The sequence below is a fragment of the Flammeovirgaceae bacterium genome (genome assembly GCA_015180985.1).
GTDB lineage: Bacteria > Bacteroidota > Bacteroidia > Cytophagales > Cyclobacteriaceae > UBA2336.
Genome location: CP054185.1, coordinates 3,064,891 through 3,089,922, shown reverse-complemented (window position 1 = coordinate 3,089,922; position 25,032 = coordinate 3,064,891). Strand labels below are relative to the sequence as shown.

16 protein-coding genes and 5 pseudogenes are annotated in these 25,032 nt (G+C 43.1%); 7 read left to right on the top strand and 14 right to left on the bottom strand.

What is annotated here, in order from left to right:
- Positions 1–221 precede the first annotated feature (221 nt).
- On the top strand, positions 222–593 hold the full coding sequence (locus HRU69_14200) for a type II toxin-antitoxin system death-on-curing family toxin (protein ID QOI98561.1): 372 nt from the start codon (positions 222–224) through the stop codon (positions 591–593).
- 372 nt (positions 594–965) lie between these two features.
- On the opposite strand, the pseudogene HRU69_14195 reads toward HRU69_14200, so the two are convergent.
- A pseudogene (locus HRU69_14195) lies at positions 966–2,028 on the bottom strand (IS3 family transposase).
- A gap of 420 nt (positions 2,029–2,448) precedes the next feature.
- Here HRU69_14195 and HRU69_14190 point away from each other — a divergent pair.
- From HRU69_14190 to HRU69_14180, 3 genes are all read left to right on the top strand, one after another.
- Positions 2,449–2,679, top strand: a complete 231-nt coding sequence (locus HRU69_14190; protein QOI98560.1) for a hypothetical protein — start codon at positions 2,449–2,451, stop codon at positions 2,677–2,679.
- The gene (locus HRU69_14185; GenBank protein ID QOI98559.1) at positions 2,679–2,963 is read left to right on the top strand and encodes a type II toxin-antitoxin system RelE/ParE family toxin; all 285 of its coding nucleotides are present in this window, start codon (positions 2,679–2,681) and stop codon (positions 2,961–2,963) included. The genes HRU69_14190 and HRU69_14185 overlap by 1 nt, the downstream gene beginning before the upstream one ends.
- A gap of 74 nt (positions 2,964–3,037) precedes the next feature.
- Positions 3,038–3,307, top strand: coding sequence for a transposase (locus HRU69_14180; GenBank protein ID QOI98558.1), 270 nt, complete (start codon positions 3,038–3,040; stop codon positions 3,305–3,307).
- Positions 3,308–3,639: 332 nt separating this feature from the next.
- On the opposite strand, the gene HRU69_14175 is transcribed toward HRU69_14180, so the two are convergent.
- Together HRU69_14175 and HRU69_14170 are read right to left on the bottom strand one after the other, a co-directional pair.
- Positions 3,640–4,977: a hypothetical protein gene (locus HRU69_14175; protein QOI98557.1), complete on the bottom strand. Its 1,338-nt coding sequence runs from the start codon at positions 4,975–4,977 to the stop codon at positions 3,640–3,642.
- Between the two features lie 209 nt (positions 4,978–5,186).
- Positions 5,187–6,254, bottom strand: coding sequence for a hypothetical protein (locus HRU69_14170; GenBank protein ID QOI98556.1), 1,068 nt, complete (start codon positions 6,252–6,254; stop codon positions 5,187–5,189).
- A 66-nt stretch (positions 6,255–6,320) separates the two neighbouring features.
- On the opposite strand from HRU69_14170, the pseudogene HRU69_14165 reads away from it, so the two are divergent.
- Positions 6,321–7,380, top strand: a pseudogene (locus HRU69_14165) (IS3 family transposase).
- Positions 7,381–7,715: 335 nt separating this feature from the next.
- Here the strand turns inward: HRU69_14165 and HRU69_14160 are convergent.
- The 5 genes and pseudogenes from HRU69_14160 to HRU69_14140 all read right to left on the bottom strand — a co-directional run bounded on the left by HRU69_14160 (position 7,716) and on the right by HRU69_14140 (position 11,754).
- Positions 7,716–8,267 (bottom strand): IS3 family transposase, encoded by a 552-nt coding sequence (locus tag HRU69_14160; GenBank protein QOI98555.1) that lies wholly within the window; start codon positions 8,265–8,267, stop codon positions 7,716–7,718.
- 251 nt (positions 8,268–8,518) lie between these two features.
- Positions 8,519–8,788: a transposase gene (locus tag HRU69_14155; protein ID QOI98554.1), complete on the bottom strand. Its 270-nt coding sequence runs from the start codon at positions 8,786–8,788 to the stop codon at positions 8,519–8,521.
- Positions 8,789–8,955: 167 nt separating this feature from the next.
- Positions 8,956–9,636: a hypothetical protein gene (locus tag HRU69_14150; GenBank protein QOI98553.1), complete on the bottom strand. Its 681-nt coding sequence runs from the start codon at positions 9,634–9,636 to the stop codon at positions 8,956–8,958.
- Between the two features lie 62 nt (positions 9,637–9,698).
- Positions 9,699–10,887: pseudogene (locus tag HRU69_14145) on the bottom strand (IS256 family transposase).
- 108 nt (positions 10,888–10,995) lie between these two features.
- Positions 10,996–11,754 carry a hypothetical protein gene (locus tag HRU69_14140; GenBank protein QOI98552.1) on the bottom strand — a complete coding sequence of 253 codons (759 nt, stop codon included), beginning with the start codon at positions 11,752–11,754 and terminating at the stop codon, positions 10,996–10,998.
- A gap of 229 nt (positions 11,755–11,983) precedes the next feature.
- On the opposite strand from HRU69_14140, the pseudogene HRU69_14135 reads away from it, so the two are divergent.
- Positions 11,984–13,172 (top strand): annotated as a pseudogene (locus HRU69_14135) (IS256 family transposase).
- Positions 13,173–13,229: 57 nt separating this feature from the next.
- Here the strand turns inward: HRU69_14135 and HRU69_14130 are convergent.
- From HRU69_14130 to HRU69_14115, 4 genes are all read right to left on the bottom strand, one after another.
- Positions 13,230–14,096 (bottom strand): hypothetical protein, encoded by an 867-nt coding sequence (locus tag HRU69_14130; GenBank protein ID QOI98551.1) that lies wholly within the window; start codon positions 14,094–14,096, stop codon positions 13,230–13,232.
- Between the two features lie 1,037 nt (positions 14,097–15,133).
- Positions 15,134–15,445, bottom strand: a complete 312-nt coding sequence (locus HRU69_14125) for a helix-turn-helix transcriptional regulator (protein ID QOI98550.1) — start codon at positions 15,443–15,445, stop codon at positions 15,134–15,136.
- Positions 15,429–15,797: a type II toxin-antitoxin system RelE/ParE family toxin gene (locus tag HRU69_14120; protein ID QOI98549.1), complete on the bottom strand. Its 369-nt coding sequence runs from the start codon at positions 15,795–15,797 to the stop codon at positions 15,429–15,431. Before HRU69_14120 ends, HRU69_14125 begins: the two co-directional genes overlap by 17 nt.
- Positions 15,798–15,835: 38 nt before the next feature.
- On the bottom strand, positions 15,836–16,042 hold the full coding sequence (locus HRU69_14115; GenBank protein QOI98548.1) for a hypothetical protein: 207 nt from the start codon (positions 16,040–16,042) through the stop codon (positions 15,836–15,838).
- Between the two features lie 565 nt (positions 16,043–16,607).
- On the opposite strand from HRU69_14115, the pseudogene HRU69_14110 reads away from it, so the two are divergent.
- Positions 16,608–17,670 (top strand): annotated as a pseudogene (locus tag HRU69_14110) (IS3 family transposase).
- Positions 17,671–19,989: 2,319 nt separating this feature from the next.
- Here HRU69_14110 and HRU69_14105 read toward each other — a convergent pair.
- Positions 19,990–20,451 carry a hypothetical protein gene (locus HRU69_14105; protein QOI98547.1) on the bottom strand — a complete coding sequence of 154 codons (462 nt, stop codon included), beginning with the start codon at positions 20,449–20,451 and terminating at the stop codon, positions 19,990–19,992.
- A 3,720-nt stretch (positions 20,452–24,171) separates the two neighbouring features.
- Positions 24,172–24,633 (bottom strand): hypothetical protein, encoded by a 462-nt coding sequence (locus tag HRU69_14100; GenBank protein ID QOI98546.1) that lies wholly within the window; start codon positions 24,631–24,633, stop codon positions 24,172–24,174.
- Between the last annotated feature and the right edge of the window lie 399 nt (positions 24,634–25,032).

Here is a 25,032-nt window from a genome sequence, read left to right as displayed (position 1 = left end):
AATTTAGTAACTTCGAACTGAAATAATGGACTAAAAATGACTACTAAAGACATAAAATCAGAGATACAAAAATCACTTGACAAAGTGCCAGAAAGCGTACTTCAAGACGTGTTGGACTTTTTAAAGCAAGTTGAAAATCAACCCATCGACAAGGTGAACCTGACTAGGAATTTAAGGGACATACTAACAGAAGACAAAGAACTCCTAGAAAGACTAGCTAAATGATTGACATTAATGAAGTCGAAAAAATACACGACATTCTTATAGACAAGTTTGGCGGAGCAAAAGGCATTCGGGACAAAGGACTTCTTGAATCAGCAATAAATAGACCTTATCAAACATTTGACGGACAGGAATTATACCCTGACCCGATAGACAAAGCCGCTGCAATTTTTGAAAGCATAATAATAAATCATCCGTTCATAGACGGTAATAAACGGACAGCATACGTACTCATGCGACTGATGCTCAAAACTAATAACATTGACATTCACTTAGGACAAAATGATAAGTATGACTTTGTGCTTAAAGCAGCAAGCGGCCAGGTGACATTTGAGCAAATTAAAACCTGGATTAAGGACAATTCAAAGTAAGGCAACGGGGCACAACACCAGGTTTGTTTAATGGCGGGCGACACAGTCGCCCGTAGTGTCAGCAAGTTTATTTATACTCGTGTAGGCGGACAAATCCGTTGGATTTATCCGCCACTAAACAAACCCAAAACGTTGTGCACCATGCGGGGACTAATTAGTCCTACGCAACCGGTGACAACGTTAACGACTAAGACGCGTTTCCGCTGGACAATAACGGCTGACCTCTGTTCAATAGAGTTTTAGGTACACACTGCCAATGTAAGCTCCCCCTTTTTAGGACAACTCTAAATTAGAAAATTTATTCATTGTTATCATAGTAACCGGCTGTGGGTTTGTGGGAAACTCGTTTCGAGTTTTCCATAAATCCACTGCCAGCATGTCCGCAGGACTGCGACCTTCTAGCGCGTCATGGGGACGGTGGTAGTTATAATCATTCATCCACTCGTCTGCCAGGATTCTAACCTGGGTCAGCGATTCGAATACGTATGCATCAAGCACATCCTTCCGAAAGCTCCCATTAAAACGCTCGATGTATGCATTTTGGGAAGGTTTGCCTGGTTGAATGAATTGTAAATGGATACCATTCTCCTCGCACCATAAGCCAAGTTTGCTTGATATGAATTCGGGCCCATTATCAACCCTGATTCGCTTGGGTTTCCCTCTCCACCCAATGACTTGTTCCAGCACCCGTATCACCCGTTCGGCTCTCATTGAGGTGTCCACTTCAATAGCCAGAGCCTCGCGGTTAAAGTCATCCAGCAGGTTCAGCACCCTGAACTTACGACCTGACAAAAGAGAATCACTCATAAAATCCATCGACCAGCTTTGCATTGATATGGCTAACCGCCTCCAGGGGCTGGAGCGCGCGTGCCGGTAACCTCTTTTTCCTTTTCGCTTCATATTCAATTTCAATAGTTTATACACCCGGTGGATGCGTTTATGGTTCCATAATAATCCTTCCTTTCGTATCCTGAAGTACATTTTCCAAAACCCTCCGTAGGCCGTTTCTCCGCTAAATCCTGAAGTTTGTCAATCACCACATGATCGTCCTTCTTACTTTGGTAGTAGTAAACCGAACGTGAGATATCCATCACTTTACAGGCCCGACCGAGGCTGACTTTAAATGTCGTTCTCAGATGGTCTACATGGGTTCGCTTCTCAGCGGGCCTTAATACTTTTTTCCCAAAACATCTTTAAGCATCTTGTTGTCCAGGGCCAGGTCGGCATACATCTGCTTGAGTTTCCGGTTTTCTTCCTCAAGTTCCTTAACCCGCTTGAGTTCGCTCATCTCCATGCCCCCGTATTTTGCCTTCCAGTTATAAATGGTGGCTTTCGAAATCCCCTGATCGCGGGCAATATCCTGGATGTTTTTGCCAGCATCAAACTCCTTGAGAATGTTGAAAATCTGGACTTCGGTGAATCGTGTTCTTTTCATAGTTAACAGTTTAAAGTTAGACCTTTTGTCTAATTCAAAACTGTCCTATTTTCGGGGGAGCTTACACCAACGCGCGACAAGTGAGTTCCAAAAATACGTTTGCTGACTACGAAACAATTTCGGTCTCAACAGACAAGGGCGGACTGAAAAATAAAAAAAATGGACTCGGTTACGCGGAGAGTTTTTCAGTCAGTGGACAAGAGTTCGTTCCGCGGAGAGTGTCGGCAGCTGTGTAGCTTCCATGCGGGAGGATGTGCAAACTTGAACCGTTGTACCACTTTGCTTGTCTTGTGCTGGCGGACAGTGAACAGCATCTAAGCCCGCACGGCAGCTACACTTAACCGTTGTGGGGCAATAGGTCGATCGCGAAAAAATTAAGTAAAAAGACGTAAATTTGGCTTACTTAAAAAAGAGAATAACATGGGGACACTTGAGCTGAAATCAGACCTTCACAAAATCCTGGACAGGATTGAAAATGAGCAGTTACTGCGGACAATTTATGACTTTCTAAAACAAAGGGAGACCGCAAAAGAGGGACAGATATGGAAAACTATGACCGAAGAACAAAAGAAAGAAGTCTATTTATCCTATGAAGAATCTCAAGACGATAAAAATTTGATTGATTGGGAGACTGTTAAGAAAAAGTATTAATGCAAGTTTATATTACCCCGAGAGCGGAACGAAACTTCGACTCAATTGTAGATTATATAAAACAAAAATGGGGAGAAAGGACAGCTAAAGAGTTTGTTCAAAAAGTTGATGAGATTTTCAAACTCCTAAAAGACTATCCTTTAATGGGACAAATTGAAAACAACGACATAAGAGGTTTTCAACTATCACGGCAGACAAGGATACTCTATAGAATAAGGGACAACAAGATTATAATCCTTTCATTCTTTGATGTTAGACAAGACCCAAAGAAAAAATTAGGATAAGACGGTACTAGGCTGCTTTTTTTGAACAGGTTAAAAGTAGGATTTTCTAATTTAACCGACCAAAAAAAGTCAAAATGAAGAAGAGCAAATTTACCGAGGCCCAGATTATTGGCATCCTCAACGAACAAATCCAACAAGACCAGAAGGTGGCCGAAGTATGCCGCAAGCATGGTATTAGCGAGGCTACGTTCTACAATTGGCGCAGCAAGTACGCAGGCATGACCGTTGACGAACTTAAGCGACTTAAAGAACTTGAGTATGAAAATGCGAGGCTCAAGAAAATTGTGGCCAACCAGAGTCTGGAGATTGATGCCATAAAAGACCTGCTCTCAAAAAAGTTCTGACGCCTGGGCAAAAAGAACACGGCCTGGCCCATTTGTGAAGAAGCAGTTTCGAATGAGCCATGCCCAGGCGTGTAAGCTGGTGGGCTGTTCGCGTACTAAAAAGTATTACCGCAAGCGGATGCCGACCAAAGATGCCGTGGTAAAAAAAGCAATCGAACAAGTCATCGGAACAAGCCGTTAGGGAAGGATGAAAGTAATCAAGCTGGTACAAAAGAGCCACCCGGAATAGGTAAAGCTATTGCAAAAACTCAAAACCTTAATCTATAATTACAACCTGTCAAAATTCCCAGCCACTTACAGTCCTATTTTCGGGGGAGCTTACAATATCTACTTCAATAATCAGCCGATCCCTCGGTCGCATTCTTCTTTAACTTAATTACATACTCAACCCCCATTCTCACGTTCAGCCGATCGCCATATGGACTTTGATGGTCGGGGTCGTATAAATTATAAAGCACCTGGGCATTACCTTTAATGGATTTAGTAATGTTATAGGAAGTCTTGGTGCCAACCATATAACTCCATATCCAATCGCGACTGGTATACTCTGGGTTGGAAGGATTGCCAAATAATTTCAGCGGGCTGCTCATCACTTCGGCTATTCCCACAAAAGAAAAATATTGCCGCCAGGTGTATTCCAACATGGTGCGGGGGCCATAAATCCTTTCGCTTTTTAACCAGCCTTCATCGTTTGCGTAGGCCCACCGGTAATTCCAGCCGGCATGAAGGGTGAACTTACCCGACAGTTTGTAGCCCAATGAAGGATTAAGATCAAACCAGAAAGGACCAGGCTTTTGTAACTGCAAGGCCAATCCAGGTACCAAACGCTCAACAAACTTCTTGTCCTTCATTGGGTTGTTTTGTTTTTTTAGCATGTCAATAGTGCCTTCCGGGTTCTTCATTTGCGCCCGAATTTTTGAAAACTGTTCCATTGCAGCCATTAACTCCTGTTCGTGTCCGGCAAAATGATTCATTGCTTGCTCTTTGCCTTTGTTAAAGGCCATTTCCTTCATCACTTCAGGATCGTTCCAGCTTTTTGCAAAAGGATTGAGTCCAATCTCTTTCTCAAAAGCCTTTACCGCATCTAGCTCAATAATTTGCCTTTCAATTTCATTGGATATTTTATTAACATCAAATTCTTGATCCTTCACTTTTTCCAACTCCTCCTTATATTGTCTAACCTGACCGATTAATCCATCAAGATATTGTGTTTTTTTCCCCAATTCATTCACTTCCAATTTCGGCAATCTGGTACCGGGTATTTCGGGCTTAGAAACATTAACATCGGAAGGGATTGAATTTTGTAAATTGGTGTTGCTCAATGGGGAATTTACATCTGAGACAGGAAGTCCTGGTACATTCAATGATGGAACGCTACTTGCATAATTTACATCCACCTCACCTTGCAAATTTACTTTGCCCTGGGTAATACGGTTCACCTTGTCATTTAAAGCATCAAACTTTGAGTTAGCAATATCCTCTGCATGGGAAACTTTTCTTTCTATTTCGTTTAACATCCCACCTGTTTCTATTTCTGCTTTAAGGCTGTCTAATTTCATTTGAAAGGCCGAGTATCTGCTGAGTAAAAGAGTATCAGGGTTCTTAATTGACTCCAGGCTATCCAGTGTTAAAGCTATCCGATGCTGTTCAGCGGCAATCAACCCTGCCATCCGATTCCTTTTTTGCATTAGGCTATCCAATCGCTTTGCCATTTCTTCAGATACTTGTCTGATAGAATCTTGCCTGACCAGTAATAGTTGCCTTAAAGAATCCTGTGTCAACAAAGACAAAGAATTAAAATTATTCGTTGTGTCGATGGGAGTCTGCGCATGACTGATCCAGGCTATAATCAAAAAGAATAATATAATACTGCCCCTGATCACGGTTCATCAAATGAGGTTCTTCTGATGTCTTCAATTCTGTAAAAATAGAAATCCGAAAAAGTTGACATTAAAAGCCATTTATTATCATTGGTTGTAGTAAGGCCATGAAACTCTGCACCGGGAATATACTCTATCTCGGTTATCGTCTCATCATAATTAAGTAATACCAACGCGTTGTCTTCAGCATAGACCCATGCAAAGTTTGTTTCGCCTGGTGCGTAGCTGAAATCAAAAGACGCTTCTCCTGAATTTGCATATGCGTGTACCGATTCACCTCCGGTATCCAGCTTCTTAATAAAAATCTTCTGCCCCAGTTGCACCAATAGCGTATTCGGGGCATTCTTGTTTCGTTTTATCCGTCCGGCATCGCCTGTAGTGGTGAATGGTAAAGTTTCAAACTGGCCTGTTTCCGTAAAGACAAGAACCGGATTTGAGGGCCCCGTCCGATTTACACCCATAAATATATTTGCCCAATCTAAATCCTCCGAAAAGCCGTGAAACGAAGCGTTGTTAAAATCAGGCATGGCAACAAGCTCATCATCTACAGCGCTGTCAATTAGTTTTAACCTTGGAGCAGAATGATCCTGGGGTTGCGTAACCAAGAGGCCTTTACCTGAACGCGTGAAAGCCAGGTAGACTGGATATTTACGCGGGTAATACTTGTGATCATCGGTTATTTCAACTGTTTTCACCAACTTCCTTTGCGTAGGTGAATAAGCATAGAGATAAGATTGACGTTCAGTAAAGAAGTAAAACAAATTATTGAATGGATTGTAGGCCATACTGAGTATGTATCCATAATCAATAAAAAAGTCAAGCGTATAAACGCCCACTACCGTTTGCGTTTCCAATGAAATGACATTCAATGAAACTTTGTTCGGATTGTAATGCCGGGCCAGTACATAAACAAAGCTTTCTTGTTCATTTATCATGAATTGCTTGATATCGCCATGTAACTCCAGTTTTTTGAAATAGTAATACAAGGTGAGCGTTTGTTGTGCATGGTTGCCGGCTTTATCTCTTACTAAAAATGAAGGCGTTTGCGCACAGCCGATACATGGCACTGTAAGCTCCCCCGAAAATAGGACAGTTTTGAATTAGACAAAAGGTCTAACTTTAAACTGTTAACTATGAAAAGAACACGATTCACCGAAGTCCAGATTTTCAACATTCTCAAGGAGTTTGATGCTGGCAAAAACATCCAGGATATTGCCCGCGATCAGGGGATTTCGAAAGCCACCATTTATAACTGGAAGGCAAAATACGGGGGCATGGAGATGAGCGAACTCAAGCGGGTTAAGGAACTTGAGGAAGAAAACCGGAAACTCAAGCAGATGTATGCCGACCTGGCCCTGGACAACAAGATGCTTAAAGATGTTTTGGGAAAAAGTATTAAGGCCCGCTGAGAAGCGAACCCATGTAGACCATCTGAGAACGACATTTAAAGTCAGCCTCGGTCGGGCCTGTAAAGTGATGGATATCTCACGTTCGGTTTACTACTACCAAAGTAAGAAGGACGATCATGTGGTGATTGACAAACTTCAGGATTTAGCGGAGAAACGGCCTACGGAGGGTTTTGGAAAATGTACTTCAGGATACGAAAGGAAGGATTATTATGGAACCATAAACGCATCCACCGGGTGTATAAACTATTGAAATTGAATATGAAGCGAAAAGGAAAAAGAGGTTACCGGCACGCGCGCTCCAGCCCCTGGAGGCGGTTAGCCATATCAATGCAAAGCTGGTCGATGGATTTTATGAGTGATTCTCTTTTGTCAGGTCGTAAGTTCAGGGTGCTGAACCTGCTGGATGACTTTAACCGCGAGGCTCTGGCTATTGAAGTGGACACCTCAATGAGAGCCGAACGGGTGATACGGGTGCTGGAACAAGTCATTGGGTGGAGGGAAACCCAAGCGAATCAGGGTTGATAATGGGCCCGAATTCATATCAAGCAAACTTGGCTTATGGTGCGAGGAGAATGGTATCCATTTACAATTCATTCAACCAGGCAAACCTTCCCAAAATGCATACATCGAGCGTTTTAATGGGAGCTTTCGGAAGGATGTGCTTGATGCATACGTATTCGAATCGCTGACCCAGGTTAGAATCCTGGCAGACGAGTGGATGAATGATTATAACTACCACCGTCCCCATGACGCGCTAGAAGGTCGCAGTCCTGCGGACATGCTGGCAGTGGATTTATGGAAAACTCGAAACGAGTTTCCCACAAACCCACAGCCGGTTACTATGATAACAATGAATAAATTTTCTAATTTAGAGTTGTCCTAAAAAGGGGGAGCTTACAGTCTGAATTATTTCTATCTGTACTTCGGTAAGTGGCTGGGAATTTTGACAGGTTGTAATTATAGATTAAGGTTTTGAGTTTTGCAATAGCTTTACCTGCGTGGCTGCGATTGGAAACCTCAGCGAACAAGCAGGGTTTGCACTGAAAAAAGTTTTGGGCTGTCATACTGATGGCCCATACTTTTTTTAGGGAAACAGAAAAAGAGTTTCCCATGTAGGTATCACGCAGCATAGGCCATGGGTGTTTGATAGTTGAGCGCCTGGTGTGGCCTTTTATGGTTGTAATCATCGACCCACTTGTGAGTGACTTGCCGGGCGTTATCCAGTGAGCTGAATACGTTGGCATCCAACACATCTTCGCGATAAGTTTTGTTGAATCGTTCGATGATGGCGTTCTGTTGCGGCTTTCCTTTCTGTATCGGGTTCCACTGGATGTGGTTGTTGTGCATCCAGTTCATAAAGCGTTTGGCGCGGAACTCAGGGCCGTTGTCGGTACGGATGCTGAGCGGTTTGCCGTACCGCTCAATGGCACGCTCCAATGCTTCTATTACCCTTCTGGCCGGCAGGTTAAAGTCCACCTCAATACCCATACACTGGCGGTTGAAATGGTCCACGATGTTGAGTGTGCGGAATGTACGCCCGCTATCCAGGGCATCGCTCATAAAGTCCATGGCCCACTCGATATTGGCCTGCAGGGGTATAGAAAGGGGTTGGCGGGGTTGTCTTTGATGCGCTTGCGCAGTTTGCGGTGAAGGAAAACCCTTCACGCTCATATACTCTGCGAATTTTACTGTCGCCCCATTCCGGGTGATTCTTTTGTACCAGCTTTGATTACCTTCATCCTTCCCTTACGGCTTGTTCCGATGACTTGTTCGATTGCTTTTTACCACGGCATCTTTGGCCGGCATCCGCTTGCGGTAATACTTTTTAGTACGCGAACAGCCCACCAGTTTGCACGCCCGGACATGGCTCATTCGAAACTGCTTCTTCAAATGGGCCAGGCCGTGTTCTTTTTGTCCGGGCGTCAGAACTTTTTTGAGAGCAGGTCTTTTATGGCATCAATCTCCAGGCTCTGGTTGGCCACAATTTTCTTGAGCCTCGCATTTTCATACTCAAGTTCTTTAAGTCGCTTAAGTTCGTCAACGGTCATGCCCGCGTACTTGCTGCGCCAATTGTAGAACGTAGCCTCGCTAATACCATGCTTGCGGCATACTTCGGCCACCTTCTGGTCTTGTTGGATTTGTTCGTTGAGGATGCCAATAATCTGGGCCTCGGTAAATTTGCTCTTCTTCATTTTGACTTTTTTTGGTCGGTTAAATTAGAAAATCCTACTTTTAACCTGTTCAAAAAAAGCAGCCTAGTACCGTACTATTCTCATTCTTATTCTTATTCTTATTCCCTTTACATACTATTATTAATTCCCTTACTGCTTTATTTGCTTATGGTGTTTTTAATGCCGAACTATTTCTTCACCCTCTTAAAATACTCCTCTAAGGATAATGTTACCAATGTCTCAATAATCTCTTGTGGCACCTGGTAATGTAATTGCTCATCTCGTTCACTGAATACTTCCGTCCAATGGGAGCGGGAATCCATATAAATTAATGATTCGTTCTTGAAAATTGCGACAATGAATTTATACTCTATCCTATGAATATCATTTCCTAGGTCAGGGAAGGGGGCTTCTATAAGTATACCGGCATCAATATTTTTTGCGGTTCGTGGAGTAATATTTAGTGCTGCAAAAATCGAATGCTCTTTGTGTTTCGATCCCACAAACGCTCTGGCTTTGCTACGATAATTTTTTACGACAATCGAATCACAGTTTTCATCCCAAAAAGGCTTTTGGCTGGTCTCATAAATGACTTTGCTGAAATGGTTCTCTAACGCATTTCTGATTGATTCTTCCAGCGAATCTCGTTGGAAGAGGATTCTGCCGCGTGTTTGGTACCTAGTGCCAGGCCAATCAAATTCACGACATATCCTGATATCATTGATGGTAAGGGTATTAATAGCATCATAATTCTTTTCAAAGAAGGTAGATTTCCTATTTGCACGAGTGTATAAGTCTGTGTAAAAGAAAGCATTCTTACAAGAAGTAAGATTTAAACAGATGCATAAGAAAATTAAATGCTTGTTCATTTCGACACTGCCTAATTAAGTGTGTAAGTGCTGGGTAACGACTAAGCAACTGCGTAAAGGTTTTATATTTTGCATCTGCCTTCGAAGATAGTTAAAAATTGATTTACGATTAGTGGCCAGTTTCTCACGGGCAAGGTCCATTTTTTGGTGATCTCCCGTAAAGCCAGGTACACCGCTTTCACCACCGCCTGGTCGTCAGGGAACGAAAGTTTGTTGTTGGTATACTTGCGGATTTTTCCGTTGAGATTTTCGATAATGTTCGTGGTATAGATCAGCGTTCGGATTTCGATCGGATAATCGAAGAAGTGCGTGAGGTTATCCCAATTCGTTTTCCACGACTTGATAGCATGCGGATATTTTTGCCCCATGTTACTTCAAAATTGCTCTAAGGCTTGAGCAGCCAGCCTTTTTGTTTGGTGCTCCGTAAACAGTCTTCAAATCGGCTACAAATTGTTTCTTGTCTTTCCAGACAACGTAGCGAAGCGCATTTCTGATCTGATGAACTACACAAATCTGGGTTACCGATTGGGTAAACACGCTGGTGATTGCATCGGTGAAGCCCTTCAGATTATCGGTGCTGGTGATGAGAATATCTTCCACGCCACGGCTTTTTAAATCAGTAAGTACACTTATCCAGAATGAAGCACTTTCGCTTTCACCCAGCCACATGCCCAATACTTCCTTAAACCCCTGAGCATTAAGGCCTACGGCCAGGTAAATGGTTTTGTTGATCACCTTCCCATTCTGCCGGACTTTGAATACGATCCCATCCATCCACACCACAAAGTACACCGATGAAAGAGGCCTGCTTTGCCACTCCGTTACCAACGTATGTACCCGCGAGGTAACGTTGGAAATAGTGGCATCCGAAACATTCACACCATAGATTTCCCGGATTTGTATTTCAATGTCGCGTACGCTCATACCCCGGGCATATAAGGAGATGATAATTTCTTCGATGCCTTCTACGAACCGGCTGCGCTTGGGAACCAGGACGGGCTCAAACGTGCTGTTCCGATCCCGAGGTACTTCTATCTGTAGTTCACCTCGCGTGGTCTTGATGGTCTTACGGGTTTTTCCGTTCCGTGAGTTCCCGGAGTTAATCCCTTCTGGTGAATGTTTGGCATAGCCCAAATGGCCATCGAGTTCACCTTCCAGCATTTGCTCCATGCCCTTTTTGAAAAGTTCATCGATAAAGCTGTTGAGGTCTTTCGAATTCTTAAATTGCTTGAGAAACTCAGGGGTGAGCATCTCTTTGAGTAGTGGGTGTTGTTCTTGATTTTCCATGGTAACTGTGTTTAAAGTTAAGTCTTTAAATGCAACCGATTCGGCTGAAAGTGGTACATTCCACATCCCCTTTCAGCAAGGCCGAATCGGGCCTTTACACAGTTGCTTAGTCGTTACCATGATTCGGGTTAAATACCAAGTTGATGTGAAAGTATATTTGTCGGTAAATGAATTCGTTGCTATGTTGCCAACTGAATAGGTTGTTTCCTCACGGCTGGCAGTACTCTCTCCAAAATAATATGTGTAGCCTTGCTCGTCTGTGATTTTCCAGTAACCAATGCTTGCACTCCCAGCCCCTGGTTGAATTATAATATCCTGATATGGCATAGTACGTGGTTGGCCTGTGTTATCAATAAATAATTTACCGTTTCCGAAAGGATGATTAAAATAAAAGACATCCCGTTCTGAATCACAGTGCTCAAAGTGACTGTTCCACATTGATTGCCTCGTAACTTTTCCTGTTCCATCAACACTACAGTTCGGTTTTGAATCGTCTGGAAGGCCTCGCACAACTCTTGTAACAGCAAAAGCATTTGCGTTCAAACTCCAGCCTAAACCAACCGGTGAAGAAACATCGTGCACTTTTATCCCGGTTGTTCTGTAATCGACTGATATGGGTATTGCAAAATCTCTTCCGTTAAGCGTATGAAAAGGAATTGAGATATTAGCGGTACCAGTATAATAATTCATATCAATGGCAGAGGCTGATACGGCTGCTGAAACGTTTGGGGAAGGGTAAATATGTGACCTCTCAAGTTGTGCTTGCACCGGGGATTTCAACCAAAGTGACAGATGTAGTGTTACGAAAGCAAATTTTTCAATTGTTTTCATGTGCCAATTCATTGTTTAACCTCCAATAATTCGATTCTCCTTCTAAGTAATTCATTTGCGTTATTCAACTCAATGGGTAACGACTAAGCAACTGTGTAAAGGCCCGATTCGGCCTTGCTGAAAGGGGATGTGGAATGTACCACTTTCAGCCGAATCGGTTGCATTTAAAGACTTAACTTTAAACACAGTTACCATGGAAAATCAAGAACAACACCCACTACTCAAAGAGATGCTCACCCCTGAGTTTCTCAAGCAATTTAAGAATTCGAAAGACCTCAACAGCTTTATCGATGAACTTTTCAAAAAGGGCATGGAGCAAATGCTGGAAGGTGAACTCGATGGCCATTTGGGCTATGCCAAACATTCACCAGAAGGGATTAACTCCGGGAACTCACGGAACGGAAAAACCCGTAAGACCATCAAGACCACGCGAGGTGAACTACAGATAGAAGTACCTCGGGATCGGAACAGCACGTTTGAGCCCGTCCTGGTTCCCAAGCGCAGCCGGTTCGTAGAAGGCATCGAAGAAATTATCATCTCCTTATATGCCCGGGGTATGAGCGTACGCGACATTGAAATACAAATCCGGGAAATCTATGGTGTGAATGTTTCGGATGCCACTATTTCCAACGTTACCTCGCGGGTACATACGTTGGTAACGGAGTGGCAAAGCAGGCCTCTTTCATCGGTGTACTTTGTGGTGTGGATGGATGGGATCGTATTCAAAGTCCGGCAGAATGGGAAGGTGATCAACAAAACCATTTACCTGGCCGTAGGCCTTAATGCTCAGGGGTTTAAGGAAGTATTGGGCATGTGGCTGGGTGAAAGCGAAAGTGCTTCATTCTGGATAAGTGTACTTACTGATTTAAAAGCCGTGGCGTGGAAGATATTCTCATCACCAGCACCGATAATCTGAAGGGCTTCACCGATGCAATCACCAGCGTGTTTACCCAATCGGTAACCCAGATTTGTGTAGTTCATCAGATCAGAAATGCGCTTCGCTACGTTGTCTGGAAAGACAAGAAACAATTTGTAGCCGATTTGAAGACTGTTTACGGAGCACCAAACAAAGAGCCTGGCTGCTCAAGCCTTAGAGCAGCCTTTGAAGTAACATGGGGCAAAAATATCCGCATGCTATCAAGTCGTGGAAAACGAATTGGGATAACCTCACGCACTTCTTCGATTATCCGATCGAAATCCGAACGCTGATCTATACCACGAACATTATCGAAAATCTCAACGGAAAAATCCGCAAGTATACCAACAACAAACTTTCGTTCCCTGACGACCAGGCGGTGGTGAAAGCGGTGTACCTGGCTTTACGGGAGATCACCAAAAAATGGACCTTGCCCGTGAGAAACTGGCCACTAATCGTAAATCAATTTTTAACTATCTTCGAAGGCAGATGCAAAATATAAAACCTTTACGCAGTTGCTTAGTCGTTACCCAGCACTTACACACTTAATTAGGCAGTGTCACTCAATGATATATAAGCTAAGTTCTTCAACTTTCTCAAGAAGCTTTATAGTCATTTGCGACAAGTTTATTCCTTCTTCTTTTATTTGGGTCTCCATTGGAATGCCGGGAAGATGTCCATTCTTGCTAATGTATTCAGCTAATTCAACAAGAGATAAACGATTATAATCAGGTTTAAAAACATAATCTGGCCAAGCGTTTTGCAACTTTACAACAATCTCTTCGGTAATAATTTTTCCAGCAACTGCAAGCTTATAACCATTCGGTACAGCAGTCGCACCGATATTTAGTGTTCCGCTCGTGCTAATTGTACCCGTGGCATTTATACTACCTCCAACATTAAGCGTATAATTTCCGGGTAGTGCATTAATTCCAACTCTGCGCGAACTAAAATCTCCGAAAATAAGAGGGGTACCAGTATTTGTATTATCTATATAGAGCTTATTGGACCCCGTTTCATAATACCCGGCATTTGCACCTATAAATATATTTCCAGTTCCCGAAACATTGGAATACCCAGCGTAAGCACCAAGAAATGTATTATTACCACCAGTGGTTGTGCTATAGCCTGATCGGGCTCCGAAAAAAGAATTGTTCGATGCTGAATTATTGACTCTACCCGATAAATTTCCAAAGAAAGCATTATAACTGCCTGTAACAACATCACCTGCTTGCTTGCCAACAGCTGAGTTATATGATCCTCCATTACCCGCGGAGGTTCCTAATGAAACATTATCTGTTCCAGAATTACCGGCCCCGGAAGGAGCTGAATAGTTCTGCGCTGAACTTAGTGTTATTCCGCAAGTTAAAAGAGCGATAAAAATTAAACTTTTGAAGTGAGAGTTAGTTTTGCAATATGTTCTCATAAGGATCAGTTTTATGTTTAGATAATTGAAAAAATGTGAAATTGTTATTGTGTTTGAAAAACCAAGTGTGTGGGGGTAGTATTGTTTAGGCTCGTGTGTTGGCAGCTACCCCCACACTCTTGGTTTGTGCGTGATGCGCAAAGGGAAAAAACTTTACTTATTGTCAGACTTGACTTTGGTAGATTATCTGTCCTGATTGATAAGTCCTTCATAACCCTTCTCATAGTCTTCAGGTCTATAAGTCGTTTAATTCTGTCAGCCGGTTTTATCGGCTTGAATTTAGTCGAATTTTTCAAAAGGCATTGGCGCCAACGTTTGTGTTTATGCAGTGTGGGGAATAGGAGGGCTTAAAAATGAAGCGCAGCGGAATGTTAAGCGCGACCTGCTCCGAACTGTCCACCGTGACCAAGCTACATTGTGAAACATAAACTTTAATTTAACACCAAACCCCCACATTGCATAAACATTTTGTTGTGTGCTGGGCGTTCTGTCGACCGTTTTAATTTGAGAGTCGTTGTCGGTGGTGAAAACTTTAAAATCAAACGAGTCTTTGTCGCAGTTGCGCTTTAAGGTCAGACGGAACGTCCGGCACACCATTAATGCGCGTTGGAGTCAAACGTTACTGTCGGACGAGCTGTCGTCTTGTCCACGTGTTGAAATGGTTTTTTGAAACGGAGTCCAAGTCGCGCGTGGGCAACGGTGTCAAAATTTTTTTCTTGAGTCCGATTTTTCAGGATTCCCTTCTCAAAAACCTAAAAAATCGCGCGCTTCGCGCGTTACTTGTTTTGTCAGTCGGCCGCGATTTGTTGGCTTGGAGAAACGTTGTTTGAAGTCGTAAAGTCCCCGACTCTTTAAAATTTAGTCGTCACTTTAATGTCGGTGGACGCCTTGCACACAACGTTTTGGGTTTGTTTAGTGGCGGATAAATCCAACGGATTTGTCCGCCTACACGAATATAAATAAACTTGTTGACACTACGGGCGACTGTGTCGCCCGCCATTAAACAAACCTGGTGTTGTAGCCCGTGCCCTTACTCTTTACTCAATTGTCAATGAAACCTTTCTACCGAGTCCAAGTTCAATTAACTTGAACAATGTCGATAGTTGAATGTCACTGTGTCCATTCTCAATTCTTGAAATAAAGCTTTTCTTTGTCCCAGTCTTGTCGGCTAATTCGTCTTGTGTCATGTTAGCAAGCCTTCTCTCTTCTTTAATAATTTCTCCAATTGCAAATGACTTGGCCTTAATCTCAAATTCAGTCCGTTTTTTTGTCCCGATTTTTCCATGACGCTTTTCAATGAGCTCATCAAAAGTCGTCACTGTTTTCTTCCTTTTACTTTTTCTTTCCATGTCCTTTTGATTTAACTTTTTCAATAAAATACTCTGTCTTAATTTTTAATGCTTTCTCAATTTCTCCTGTCGGTGTTTTCTGAGATTTCTTTTGGAATCCGTTGAATAACACAACTAAGTTACCTTCGTCAAAGCATGAGAAGATTCGATAGATATTTCCTTGATATTCCACTCTAACCTCATAAAGTCCATCAGTCCCGGTCAAATGTTGAAAAAACTTAACCGGAATTCTGTCGGCTACTGAAATTACAAATAAAACGTGTTCAATTTTGTCCTTTACCTTCTCGGTCTGGTCATTATAGAAGTCAAGAAAATAGTCTTTGTAGAATATAATCTGTCGTATTTTCTCCATTCGGCAAAGTTAACTTAAAAGTTAACAAAACCAAAGTCTCAAAAGTTCAAATTTCTCTGTCGGTTGGGCTGTCCCAGGGCATGGGCTACAACGTTGGTGTTTCTGCAGTGGCGGGCATAGGAGGGCTTGGCAATGAAGCGAAGCGGAATGCCAAGACCGACCAGTTGCGCCTTGTCCCACGTGACAAATGTAAATAATGAAACCGAAAGTAATGAGGACACCGAACCCCGCCATTGCAGAAACATTTTGTTGGCAGCTGTGGGGCATTCTTGTCTCAAATTATCTCGTCATTCTATCTTGTCCGTCAAGAGAAGTTATTCACAACTCTCGTATACCTTATCCTGTTGTATTGTTGTAAAAGGTTCGGGTAGTAATTGAATAGAATATTCCCAATTAACAAAATAATTGCTGTCCCAATTGAATTTGTCCAAAAGGCATAAATATTTGTCAATAAGCAGAAAATAAATAGAACTGTGTGCGACTTCTCAATAGTATATGTCTCGTTGAGCTTTTCTTTTATCGTTTCATAATTCGTCACGTTACGATGAGTCGGGTACTTCTTTCTGATTCTTCTATTTATTAAGTCCCCGTTAGTCGAAAGTTTCTTGAATTTGTCAACCCCCAGTTTTTTATAAATATTCAAGTCAGTCGAGATTTGAAATCGGTCATAAAATGTCTTTGGAAGTCGGCTTACTAAATAGCTTATGACGACAAATACAATCAGCCATTTGAATTCACCGTCACTGTAAGCTCCCCCGAAAATAGGACAGTTTTGAATTAGACAAAAGGTCTAACTTTAAACTGTTAACTATGAAAAGAACACGATTCACCGAAGTCCAGATTTTCAACATTCTCAAGGAGTTTGATGCTGGCAAAAACATCCAGGATATTGCCCGCGATCAGGGGATTTCGAAAGCCACCATTTATAACTGGAAGGCAAAATACGGGGGCATGGAGATGAGCGAACTCAAGCGGGTTAAGGAACTTGAGGAAGAAAACCGGAAACTCAAGCAGATGTATGCCGACCTGGCCCTGGACAACAAGATGCTTAAAGATGTTTTGGGAAAAAAGTATTAAGGCCCGCTGAGAAGCGAACCCATGTAGACCATCTGAGAACGACATTTAAAGTCAGCCTCGGTCGGGCCTGTAAAGTGATGGATATCTCACGTTCGGTTTACTACTACCAAAGTAAGAAGGACGATCATGTGGTGATTGACAAACTTCAGGATTTAGCGGAGAAACGGCCTACGGAGGGTTTTGGAAAATGTACTTCAGGATACGAAAGGAAGGATTATTATGGAACCATAAACGCATCCACCGGGTGTATAAACTATTGAAATTGAATATGAAGCGAAAAGGAAAAAGAGGTTACCGGCACGCGCGCTCCAGCCCCTGGAGGCGGTTAGCCATATCAATGCAAGCCTGGTCGATGGATTTTATGAGTGATTCTCTTTTGTCAGGTCGTAAGTTCAGGGTGCTGAACCTGCTGGATGACTTTAACCGCGAGGCTCTGGCTATTGAAGTGGACACCTCAATGAGAGCCGAACGGGTGATACGGGTGCTGGAACAAGTCATTGGGTGGAGAGGGAAACCCAAGCGAATCAGGGTTGATAATGGGCCCGAATTCATATCAAGCAAACTTGGCTTATGGTGCGAGGAGAATGGTATCCATTTACAATTCATTCAACCAGGCAAACCTTCCCAAAATGCATACATCGAGCGTTTTAATGGGAGCTTTCGGAAGGATGTGCTTGATGCATACGTATTCGAATCGCTGACCCAGGTTAGAATCCTGGCAGACGAGTGGATGAATGATTATAACTACCACCGTCCCCATGACGCGCTAGAAGGTCGCAGTCCTGCGGACATGCTGGCAGTGGATTTATGGAAAACTCGAAACGAGTTTCCCACAAACCCACAGCCGGTTACTATGATAACAATGAATAAATTTTCTAATTTAGAGTTGTCCTAAAAAGGGGGAGCTTACATCACCCCTTATATAAAATATAACACATGGCGCTAATGTCGTTGAACACAGAAGCGCAATCAGAATTAAATTCAGTCGATACTTCAATTTTTCTAATTCCTTGTCGACTGTTTGTGTCATGTTTTAATAAATACGATTAACTGTCCACGGAGCCGCCCCATTGCTGCCAACGTTTTGGGTTTATGACGGCTGCGGTTTTCGAAGCCGAATTTGTCCCACGTGTTGAAAACGAAGTTAGTAAAACCAAACTACATTTCCACCGGTCGCCCGCAGCTGGCATAAACCTGGTGTTGCCGCCAGTACGCGTCCACCGTTAACCTTGTTTTGGACTTCTGTTAAGAAGTCCACCAAAAACTATTTTTTGGACGCGTCTGGCTCCACTTTTACAAAACGTTGTCTGGTTCACAAGAAAATGTCCAAAAAAATTTATTTAAGGTCAATTTTTCAAAATTTCCTTCACCAAACCGCAAAAAAATTCGCGCTTCGCGCGATTTTCTTGTCTACGGTAGGGGGCTGCTTTCGCGCGTGTCGCGCGCGACAAGGGCATTTATTTAAAGTCCGTTGTCAAATATTCAATTAGTCTAAAACTTTTCCGCGTGTCCGCGTAGGTGAATTTGAGTTATAAGTCTTTTGTCAAAAGCCCTTTGTTTTAAAGTCCGAAATTTTGTCCGCGTATCCGCGTACACTGGATTTTATAAAAGTCTTTGTCAAGAGCTAATTTATTGTCCGCGGAGATGAGTCTTTGTCAGTTAGTCAAACGTTGTCTGCGTAGATTTTTCGCGTATTGGCGGCAACGTTTTGGGTTTATGACGGCTGCGGTTTTCGAAGCCAAATTCGTCCCACGTGTTGAAAACGAAGTTAGTAAAACCAAACTAAATTTCAACCTGCCACCCGCAGCTGGCATATAAACCTGGTGTTAGCGCCAGTACGCGTCCACCGTTACTTCATTTTGGACTTCTGATAAGAAGTCCACCGAAAACTAATTTTTGGACGCGTCTGGCTCCACTTTTACAAAACGTTGTCGTGTTGGCCAGTCTGTGTCGGTTAAAATGTCTAAAAATTTTTTTAAGGTCGATTTTCAAAATTTCCTTCACCAAACCGAAAAAATTCGCGCTTCGCGCGATTCTCTAGTCTACGGTGGGGGCTGGTTTCGCGCGTGTCGCGCGGGACTGAATTTTGTTAAAATGTCCGTTGTCAATTGTAAAGAAGCCTGAAACTCTCCCGCGTGTCCGCGTACACCGAACTACATAATTGTCATTTGTCAGAAGTCGAGTTATTGTCTGCGTGAACGGGTCGGAAAAGGTTAGTCAGTCGTTGTCTGCGGACGTGTCATTTATTTTTGTCCGCGTATTGGCGCTAACGCTGGTGTTTGCGGTCGGGCGGGGAATAGGAGGGCTTGGCAATGCAGCGAAGCGGAATGCCAAGACCGACCAGTTGCGCCCTGTCCCACGTGCCAAATGTAAATAATGAAAACGACACTTTATGAGGACACCGAACCCCGCCTGACGCAAACACATTGTTGGGCGCTGGCCGTTCAGTCGACCGTTATTTATTTGGTCAGTCGTTGTCGGTTGTGAAATGTTTTTAGTCAACCGTTACTTTGTTATAGTTGCTAATTAAGGTCAGACGGAAAGGTCAGCGCACCATAAATTTGAGCTTGGGCGAATTCCACCGTTACTGTCCGCGTAACCGAAATTAAGTCCACGTGCTGAAAACTCTCCACGGAAACCGATTAAATATTACACCAATTGTCGGCCGAGTGAAAATTAGTCCCCGTGTTGAAAGTGAATTTTGAAAAGGTCCAAGTCGCTCGTTGGAGATGTAGTCTCGAATTTATTTTTGCATTCAAGTCGCCCGTGATTTGAAACCGACTCTCAAAATTAGTCGTCACGTTATTTGGAGTCCGCGGCTCGCCCAACGTTGGTGCTTGTGACGGGCGGGGTTTAGGAGGCCTTAGCAATGCAGCGAAGCGAAATGCTAAGGCCGACCAGTTGTAACGTGTCCCCGTGCCGACACTGCATAAAGATAACGATAGTTATGAGGACACCGAACCCCGCCTGGCACAAGCATTGTGTTGTGGCGCGTACATTTCATCGGAACTCTATTCTGCTGTCCTTCTTACTTAGGAAAATATTCGCTCGGGTCAACATCCACGAAAACAACAATAAAAAGTCCCGTAAGAAATTGTCGTATAGTTTTGGGCCGCTACGAAGTTAGTTGACATTCAAATTCTAGGGCTCGGTCATAACGCTCGTCCATTTTAGTCTGTACATCGTAGACATAGTATCCTAGTCCACCGATAAAAACAAGTATTACCGCTATTGTCGATGATTGATACAAAATCAGTCCCCAGTTCTTAAGTCTGAGGAGTCCCAAGGAGCCAATAGATGTGAGAAGAGTAAGTCCACCCGCAATAAAAAGAATTACTCGCATTTGAATTGCTGCGTCTCTCATATTTGTTGCGACATCATTATACTCTTCTTGTCCAGCAGTAAAATTGTCGATGGAATTGTCAAATATTATTGTGCCTATAATTTGAAATACCACCCAAAGAGTCACAGTGCCAAAATAGTCAAGGTCGTCCAGCCTATTGCTTTGATGTTTGAGAGTATATTCAGTTTGTCGTCCATGTGTTTGAAGTCCGAGAGTTATAAATGTATGCGCCACAACGTTTTGGGTTTATGACGGCTGCGGTTTTCGAAGCCGTCTTTGTCCCACGTGGGTAAACGAAATTAGTAAAACCAAACTACATTTCAACCTGTCACCCGCAGCTGGCATAAACCTGGTGTTGTAGGCAGGCGCTATCGTCCCACTGTTTTTAAGTTGGAATTTTTAATCTGTCCGCGATGTACTTTTCAATTGCTCTAAAGTCATGTTTTGGGTTTCTTCACTAATCTTGTCGCGAATGTCCCGCATCATTTTCACTGCATCAAATGTCTTTATTTTCTCTTTAGTCTCCATATCTCACTAATTCTTGTGGTGTCCTTATCTCAATTGTCGGGTAACCCAGTCTCAAATTTACTGAATTATACCCTTTTATTCTATCAAGGTTAACAATGTGTTTAAAGTTCCAGCTAGCTAGTACATCTACTCGATTTACTGTCGCCAGGGCAATATGTCGGCAATCTTCCAGACTTGTCCGCCCAACAACTTTCTCAATAATGTACCTGTCGGCCAGATTCATAATTTCTTCAGTCAATTCAATTCTTTCAAATCTGTCGGTTGGATAGTTTAACAGTAACTCATTAACGTGTTTTGGGGCCTGAATTAGTTCTAATTCCAATAGGTCAGATATTATGAATTTAACTTCATTGTCCTCAAGTCTCTTAAAAGTCGTTGAGTCGGTTCTTTGAATTCATCATCAAAAATCCACCTACAACTGATGTGTCAATATAAATTCTCTGGATCATTTTCGTTAGTCAAATTTTTTGCGCCTTGCCTACAACGTTTTGGGTTTATGACGGCTGCGGTTTTCGAAGCCGAATATGTCCCACGTGTTGAAAACGAAATTAATAAAACCAAACTACATTTCAACCTGTCGCCCGCAGCTGGCATAAACCTGGTGTTAGCGCCAGTACGCGTCCACCGTTATTTTAATTTGGACTTCTGATAAGAAGTCCACCGAAAGCTATTTTTGGACGCGTCTGGCTCCACTTTAACAAAACGTTGTCGGAATTGGTCAGTCTGTGTCGGTTAAAATGTCCAAAAAATTTTTTAAGGTCGATTTTTCAAATTTTCCTTCACCAAACCGAAAAAAAATTCGCGCTTCGCGCGATTCTCTTGTCTACGGTGGGGGGGGGCTGGTTTCGTGCGTGTCGCGCGCGGCAGTGAACTTTGTTAAAAAGTCCGTTGTCAATTGTTTAGGAGTCCGAAACTTTCCCGCGTGTCCGCGTACACCGAACTACATAATAATCATCTGTCAGAAGTCGAGTTATTGTCTGCATTAACGTGTCGGAAAACGTTAGTCAGTTGCTGTCTGCGGACGTGTCATTTATTTTTTTTGTCCGCGTATTGGCGCTAACGTTTGAGTTTGCGCATCGGCTGTTAGTAAAACAGTCTTTGTCCCACGAACCCAAACGGTGTAAAGTAAAGATAATTAAATATTGGTCGTCAACCAGCCGTTGCGCAAACTTGTTGTTGTGCACCGTGCGGTCTGTCGTACGTTATATAAAGATAAAATGCTGTCGGCAAATCTTAACTTTATTTTGAAACTTATTCTAAGTCCCACGTAATAGACAGACTGTACGGTGCCAACACGTGCGCGGGGGAGAAGTCCCGAAACTCTCTGCGGAATATAATCTTGTCGACTGGATGTAAAACTGTCTGCGTAAATGAGTCCGATGTATTCTGTTTTAGTCAGTCATTCTCGACCGAAGCCGTAACTGTCCCGAAAACAATAACGTAATTTTGAAACTTGATTGTCGCGCGGTCGCAGTGTGAAGCCCGAACGTAATTGATTGCTTGTCTGCCGTTATTGTCTGCGGGGATGAATTTATCTTGTTTACGTTGTCACCAGATGCGTAAGATTATTTTGTCCGACTGCATGGTGCACAACGTTTTGGGTTTATGACGGCTGCGGTTTTCGAAGCCGAATTTGTCCCACGTGTTTAAAACGAAGTTAGTAAAACCAAACTACATTTCCACCAGTCACCCGCAGCTGGCATAAACCTGGTGTTAGCGCCAGTACGCGTCCACCGTTACTTTAATTTGGACTTCTGATAAGAAGTCCACCGAAAACTGATTTTTGGACGCGTCTGGCTCCACTTTTACGAAACGTTGTCGGGTTACTAGTCTGTATCGGTTAAAATGTCCAAAAAATTTATTTAAGGTCGATTTTTCAAATTTTCCTTCACCAAACCGAAAACAAATTCGCGCTTCGCGCGATTCTCTTGTCTACGGTGGGGGGCGGTTTCGCGCGTGTCGCGCGCGATACTGAATTTTTATTAAGAGTCCGTTGTCAATTGTTAAGAAGTCCGAAACTCTCCCGCGTGTCCGCGTACACCGAACTTTTTAATTGTCATTTGTCAGAAGTCGAGTTATTGTCTGCGTGAATGGGTCGGTAAACGTTAGTCAGTTGTTGTCTGCGGACGTGTCATTTATTTTTTGTCCGCGTATTGGCGCTAACGTTTTGGGTTTATGACGGCTGCGGTTTTCGAAGCCGAGTTTGTCCCATGTGTTGAAAACGAAGTTAGTAAAACCAAACTACATTTCAACCTGTCGCCCGTAGCTGGCATAAACCTGGTGTTGCCGCCAGTACGCGTCCATCGTTACCTTATTTGGACTTCTGATAAGAAGTCCACCGAAAATAGTTTTTGGACGCGTCTGGCTCCACTTTTACAAAACGTTGTCGGGTTGGTCAGCATTGTGTAGCTTAAAATGTCGAAAAAAATTTTTAAGGTCGATTTTTCAAATTTTCCTTCACCAAACCGAAAAAAAATTCGCGCTTCGCGCGATTCTCTCGTCTACGGTGGGGGGCTGGTTTCGCGCGTGTCGCGCGGGACAAGGGTATTTATTTAAAGTCCGTTGTCAATTATTCAATTAGTCCAAAACTTTTTTGCGTGTCCGCGTACACTGGACTTTATAAAAGTCTTTGTCAGGAGTTAATTTATTGTCCGCGGAGCTGAGTCTTTGTCAGTTAGTCAAACGTTGTCTGCGTAGATTTTATGCGTATTGGCGGCAACGTTTGGCGCATATTGCGTGGCGTTTGTGCAAATGCGCAAGGTCCACCGTTGTTGAGTGAAGATAGGAGAGATTCGAGAAATAGTCAATTGTCCCCCGCCATGCAATATGCGCAGTGTTGTGCACCGTGCGGTCTGTCGAACGTTGTAAGAAATACGAGTCTGAGTCCACTGTCCGAGATTTCATATTGAAGCCAGGTCAAAGTCAACGGCTATAGACAGGCCGTACGGTGTCAACACGTGCGGGTGGGCAGTTGCTGACACTCTCCGCGGAACGAACACTTGTCCACCGACTGTAAAAATCTCCGCGTAACCGAGTCCATTTTTTTATTTTTCAGTCCGCTCTTGTCTGTTGAGACCCAAATTGTTTCGTAGTCAGCAAACGTAATTTTGAAACGTCCAAGTCGCGCGTTGGCAGTGTGTACCTAAAGCTTTATTGAACAGAGGTCAGCCGTTATTGTCCAGCGGAAAGCGTCTTAGTCGTTAACGTTGTCACCGGTTGCGTAGGACTAATTAGTCCCCGCATGGTGCACAACGTGAGTGCATGTGACGTAGCGCGGTTTAGGAGCTAAAGCCAAATGAGGAACGAATGGCTTTAGCGACCTGCTGCGTTCTGTCCCACACACTGAAACTAAATTATGAAACTATAACTACAATGCAACACTGAACCAGCGCTATGGCACATGCACATTGTTGTGCGTAGTGTTTTTTACTCTATTTTCTTTATGAAACTTCTAAACTGTTCAAATGTCACTCGTTTGAAGTCCTTAATTACTTCTTTGTCAACCCAGTCACCATTTTGTTTTTCTTGATAAATCAACCAGCCGTCTTTTCCGTCCAATAGAAGTCGTTTGGCTTTTGTTTGAATAGTCCACGAGCCAAAAGCTTTGTCGTGGTACTCATTCTTTTCAATTTCCAAGTCCGTTATTCGCAAGTTGGAGAGGTCATAAAGAAATTTATTCCAATTCCTTTTTGTCTGTCTTTCAACGTCAAATGCGTAACCAATGCATTTGTCCACGGTCGCTTCAATACAGTCGTCAACAATTTCAGCTTTCCTGCCGTCCTCATCAGTCAATGTTACTCTACAAACTCCAGGACTGAATTCGTCAACCTTGAAAGTCCAACCCGGTAATATATTCTTAGTCTTTGTCGTCATAAAAACATTACGCACAACGTTTTGGGTTTATGACGGCTGCGGTTTTCGAAGCCGAATATGTCCCACGTGTTGAAAACGAAATTAATAAAACCAAACTACATTTCAACCTGTCGCCCGCAGCTGGCATAAACCTGGTGTTAGCGCCAGTACGCGTCCACCGTTATTTTAATTTGGACTTCTGATAAGAAGTCCACCGAAAGCTATTTTTGGACGCGTCTGGCTCCACTTTAACAAAACGTTGTCGGAATTGGTCAGTCTGTGTCGGTTAAAATGTCCAAAAAATTTTTTAAGGTCGATTTTTCAAATTTTCCTTCACCAAACCGAAAAAAAATTCGCGCTTCGCGCGATTCTCTTGTCTACGGTGGGGGGGGGCTGGTTTCGTGCGTGTCGCGCGCGGCAGTGAACTTTGTTAAA

Bases quoted from the DNA above. Each gene is read 5' to 3' on its own strand.
- HRU69_14200 (QOI98561.1), top strand. From the start codon at position 222: ATGATTGACATTAATGAAGTCGAAAAAATACACGACATTCTTATAGAC.
- HRU69_14190 (QOI98560.1), top strand. From the start codon at position 2,449: ATGGGGACACTTGAGCTGAAATCAGACCTTCACAAAATCCTGGACAGG.
- HRU69_14185 (QOI98559.1), top strand. From the start codon at position 2,679: ATGCAAGTTTATATTACCCCGAGAGCGGAACGAAACTTCGACTCAATT.
- HRU69_14180 (QOI98558.1), top strand. From the start codon at position 3,038: ATGAAGAAGAGCAAATTTACCGAGGCCCAGATTATTGGCATCCTCAAC.
- HRU69_14175 (QOI98557.1), bottom strand. From the start codon at position 4,977: ATGGCAGGGTTGATTGCCGCTGAACAGCATCGGATAGCTTTAACACTG.
- HRU69_14160 (QOI98555.1), bottom strand. From the start codon at position 8,267: ATGAGCGTGAAGGGTTTTCCTTCACCGCAAACTGCGCAAGCGCATCAA.
- HRU69_14155 (QOI98554.1), bottom strand. From the start codon at position 8,788: ATGAAGAAGAGCAAATTTACCGAGGCCCAGATTATTGGCATCCTCAAC.
- HRU69_14150 (QOI98553.1), bottom strand. From the start codon at position 9,636: ATGAACAAGCATTTAATTTTCTTATGCATCTGTTTAAATCTTACTTCT.
- HRU69_14140 (QOI98552.1), bottom strand. From the start codon at position 11,754: ATGAAAACAATTGAAAAATTTGCTTTCGTAACACTACATCTGTCACTT.
- HRU69_14130 (QOI98551.1), bottom strand. From the start codon at position 14,096: ATGAGAACATATTGCAAAACTAACTCTCACTTCAAAAGTTTAATTTTT.
- HRU69_14125 (QOI98550.1), bottom strand. From the start codon at position 15,445: ATGGAAAGAAAAAGTAAAAGGAAGAAAACAGTGACGACTTTTGATGAG.
- HRU69_14120 (QOI98549.1), bottom strand. From the start codon at position 15,797: ATGGAGAAAATACGACAGATTATATTCTACAAAGACTATTTTCTTGAC.
- HRU69_14115 (QOI98548.1), bottom strand. From the start codon at position 16,042: ATGTTTCTGCAATGGCGGGGTTCGGTGTCCTCATTACTTTCGGTTTCA.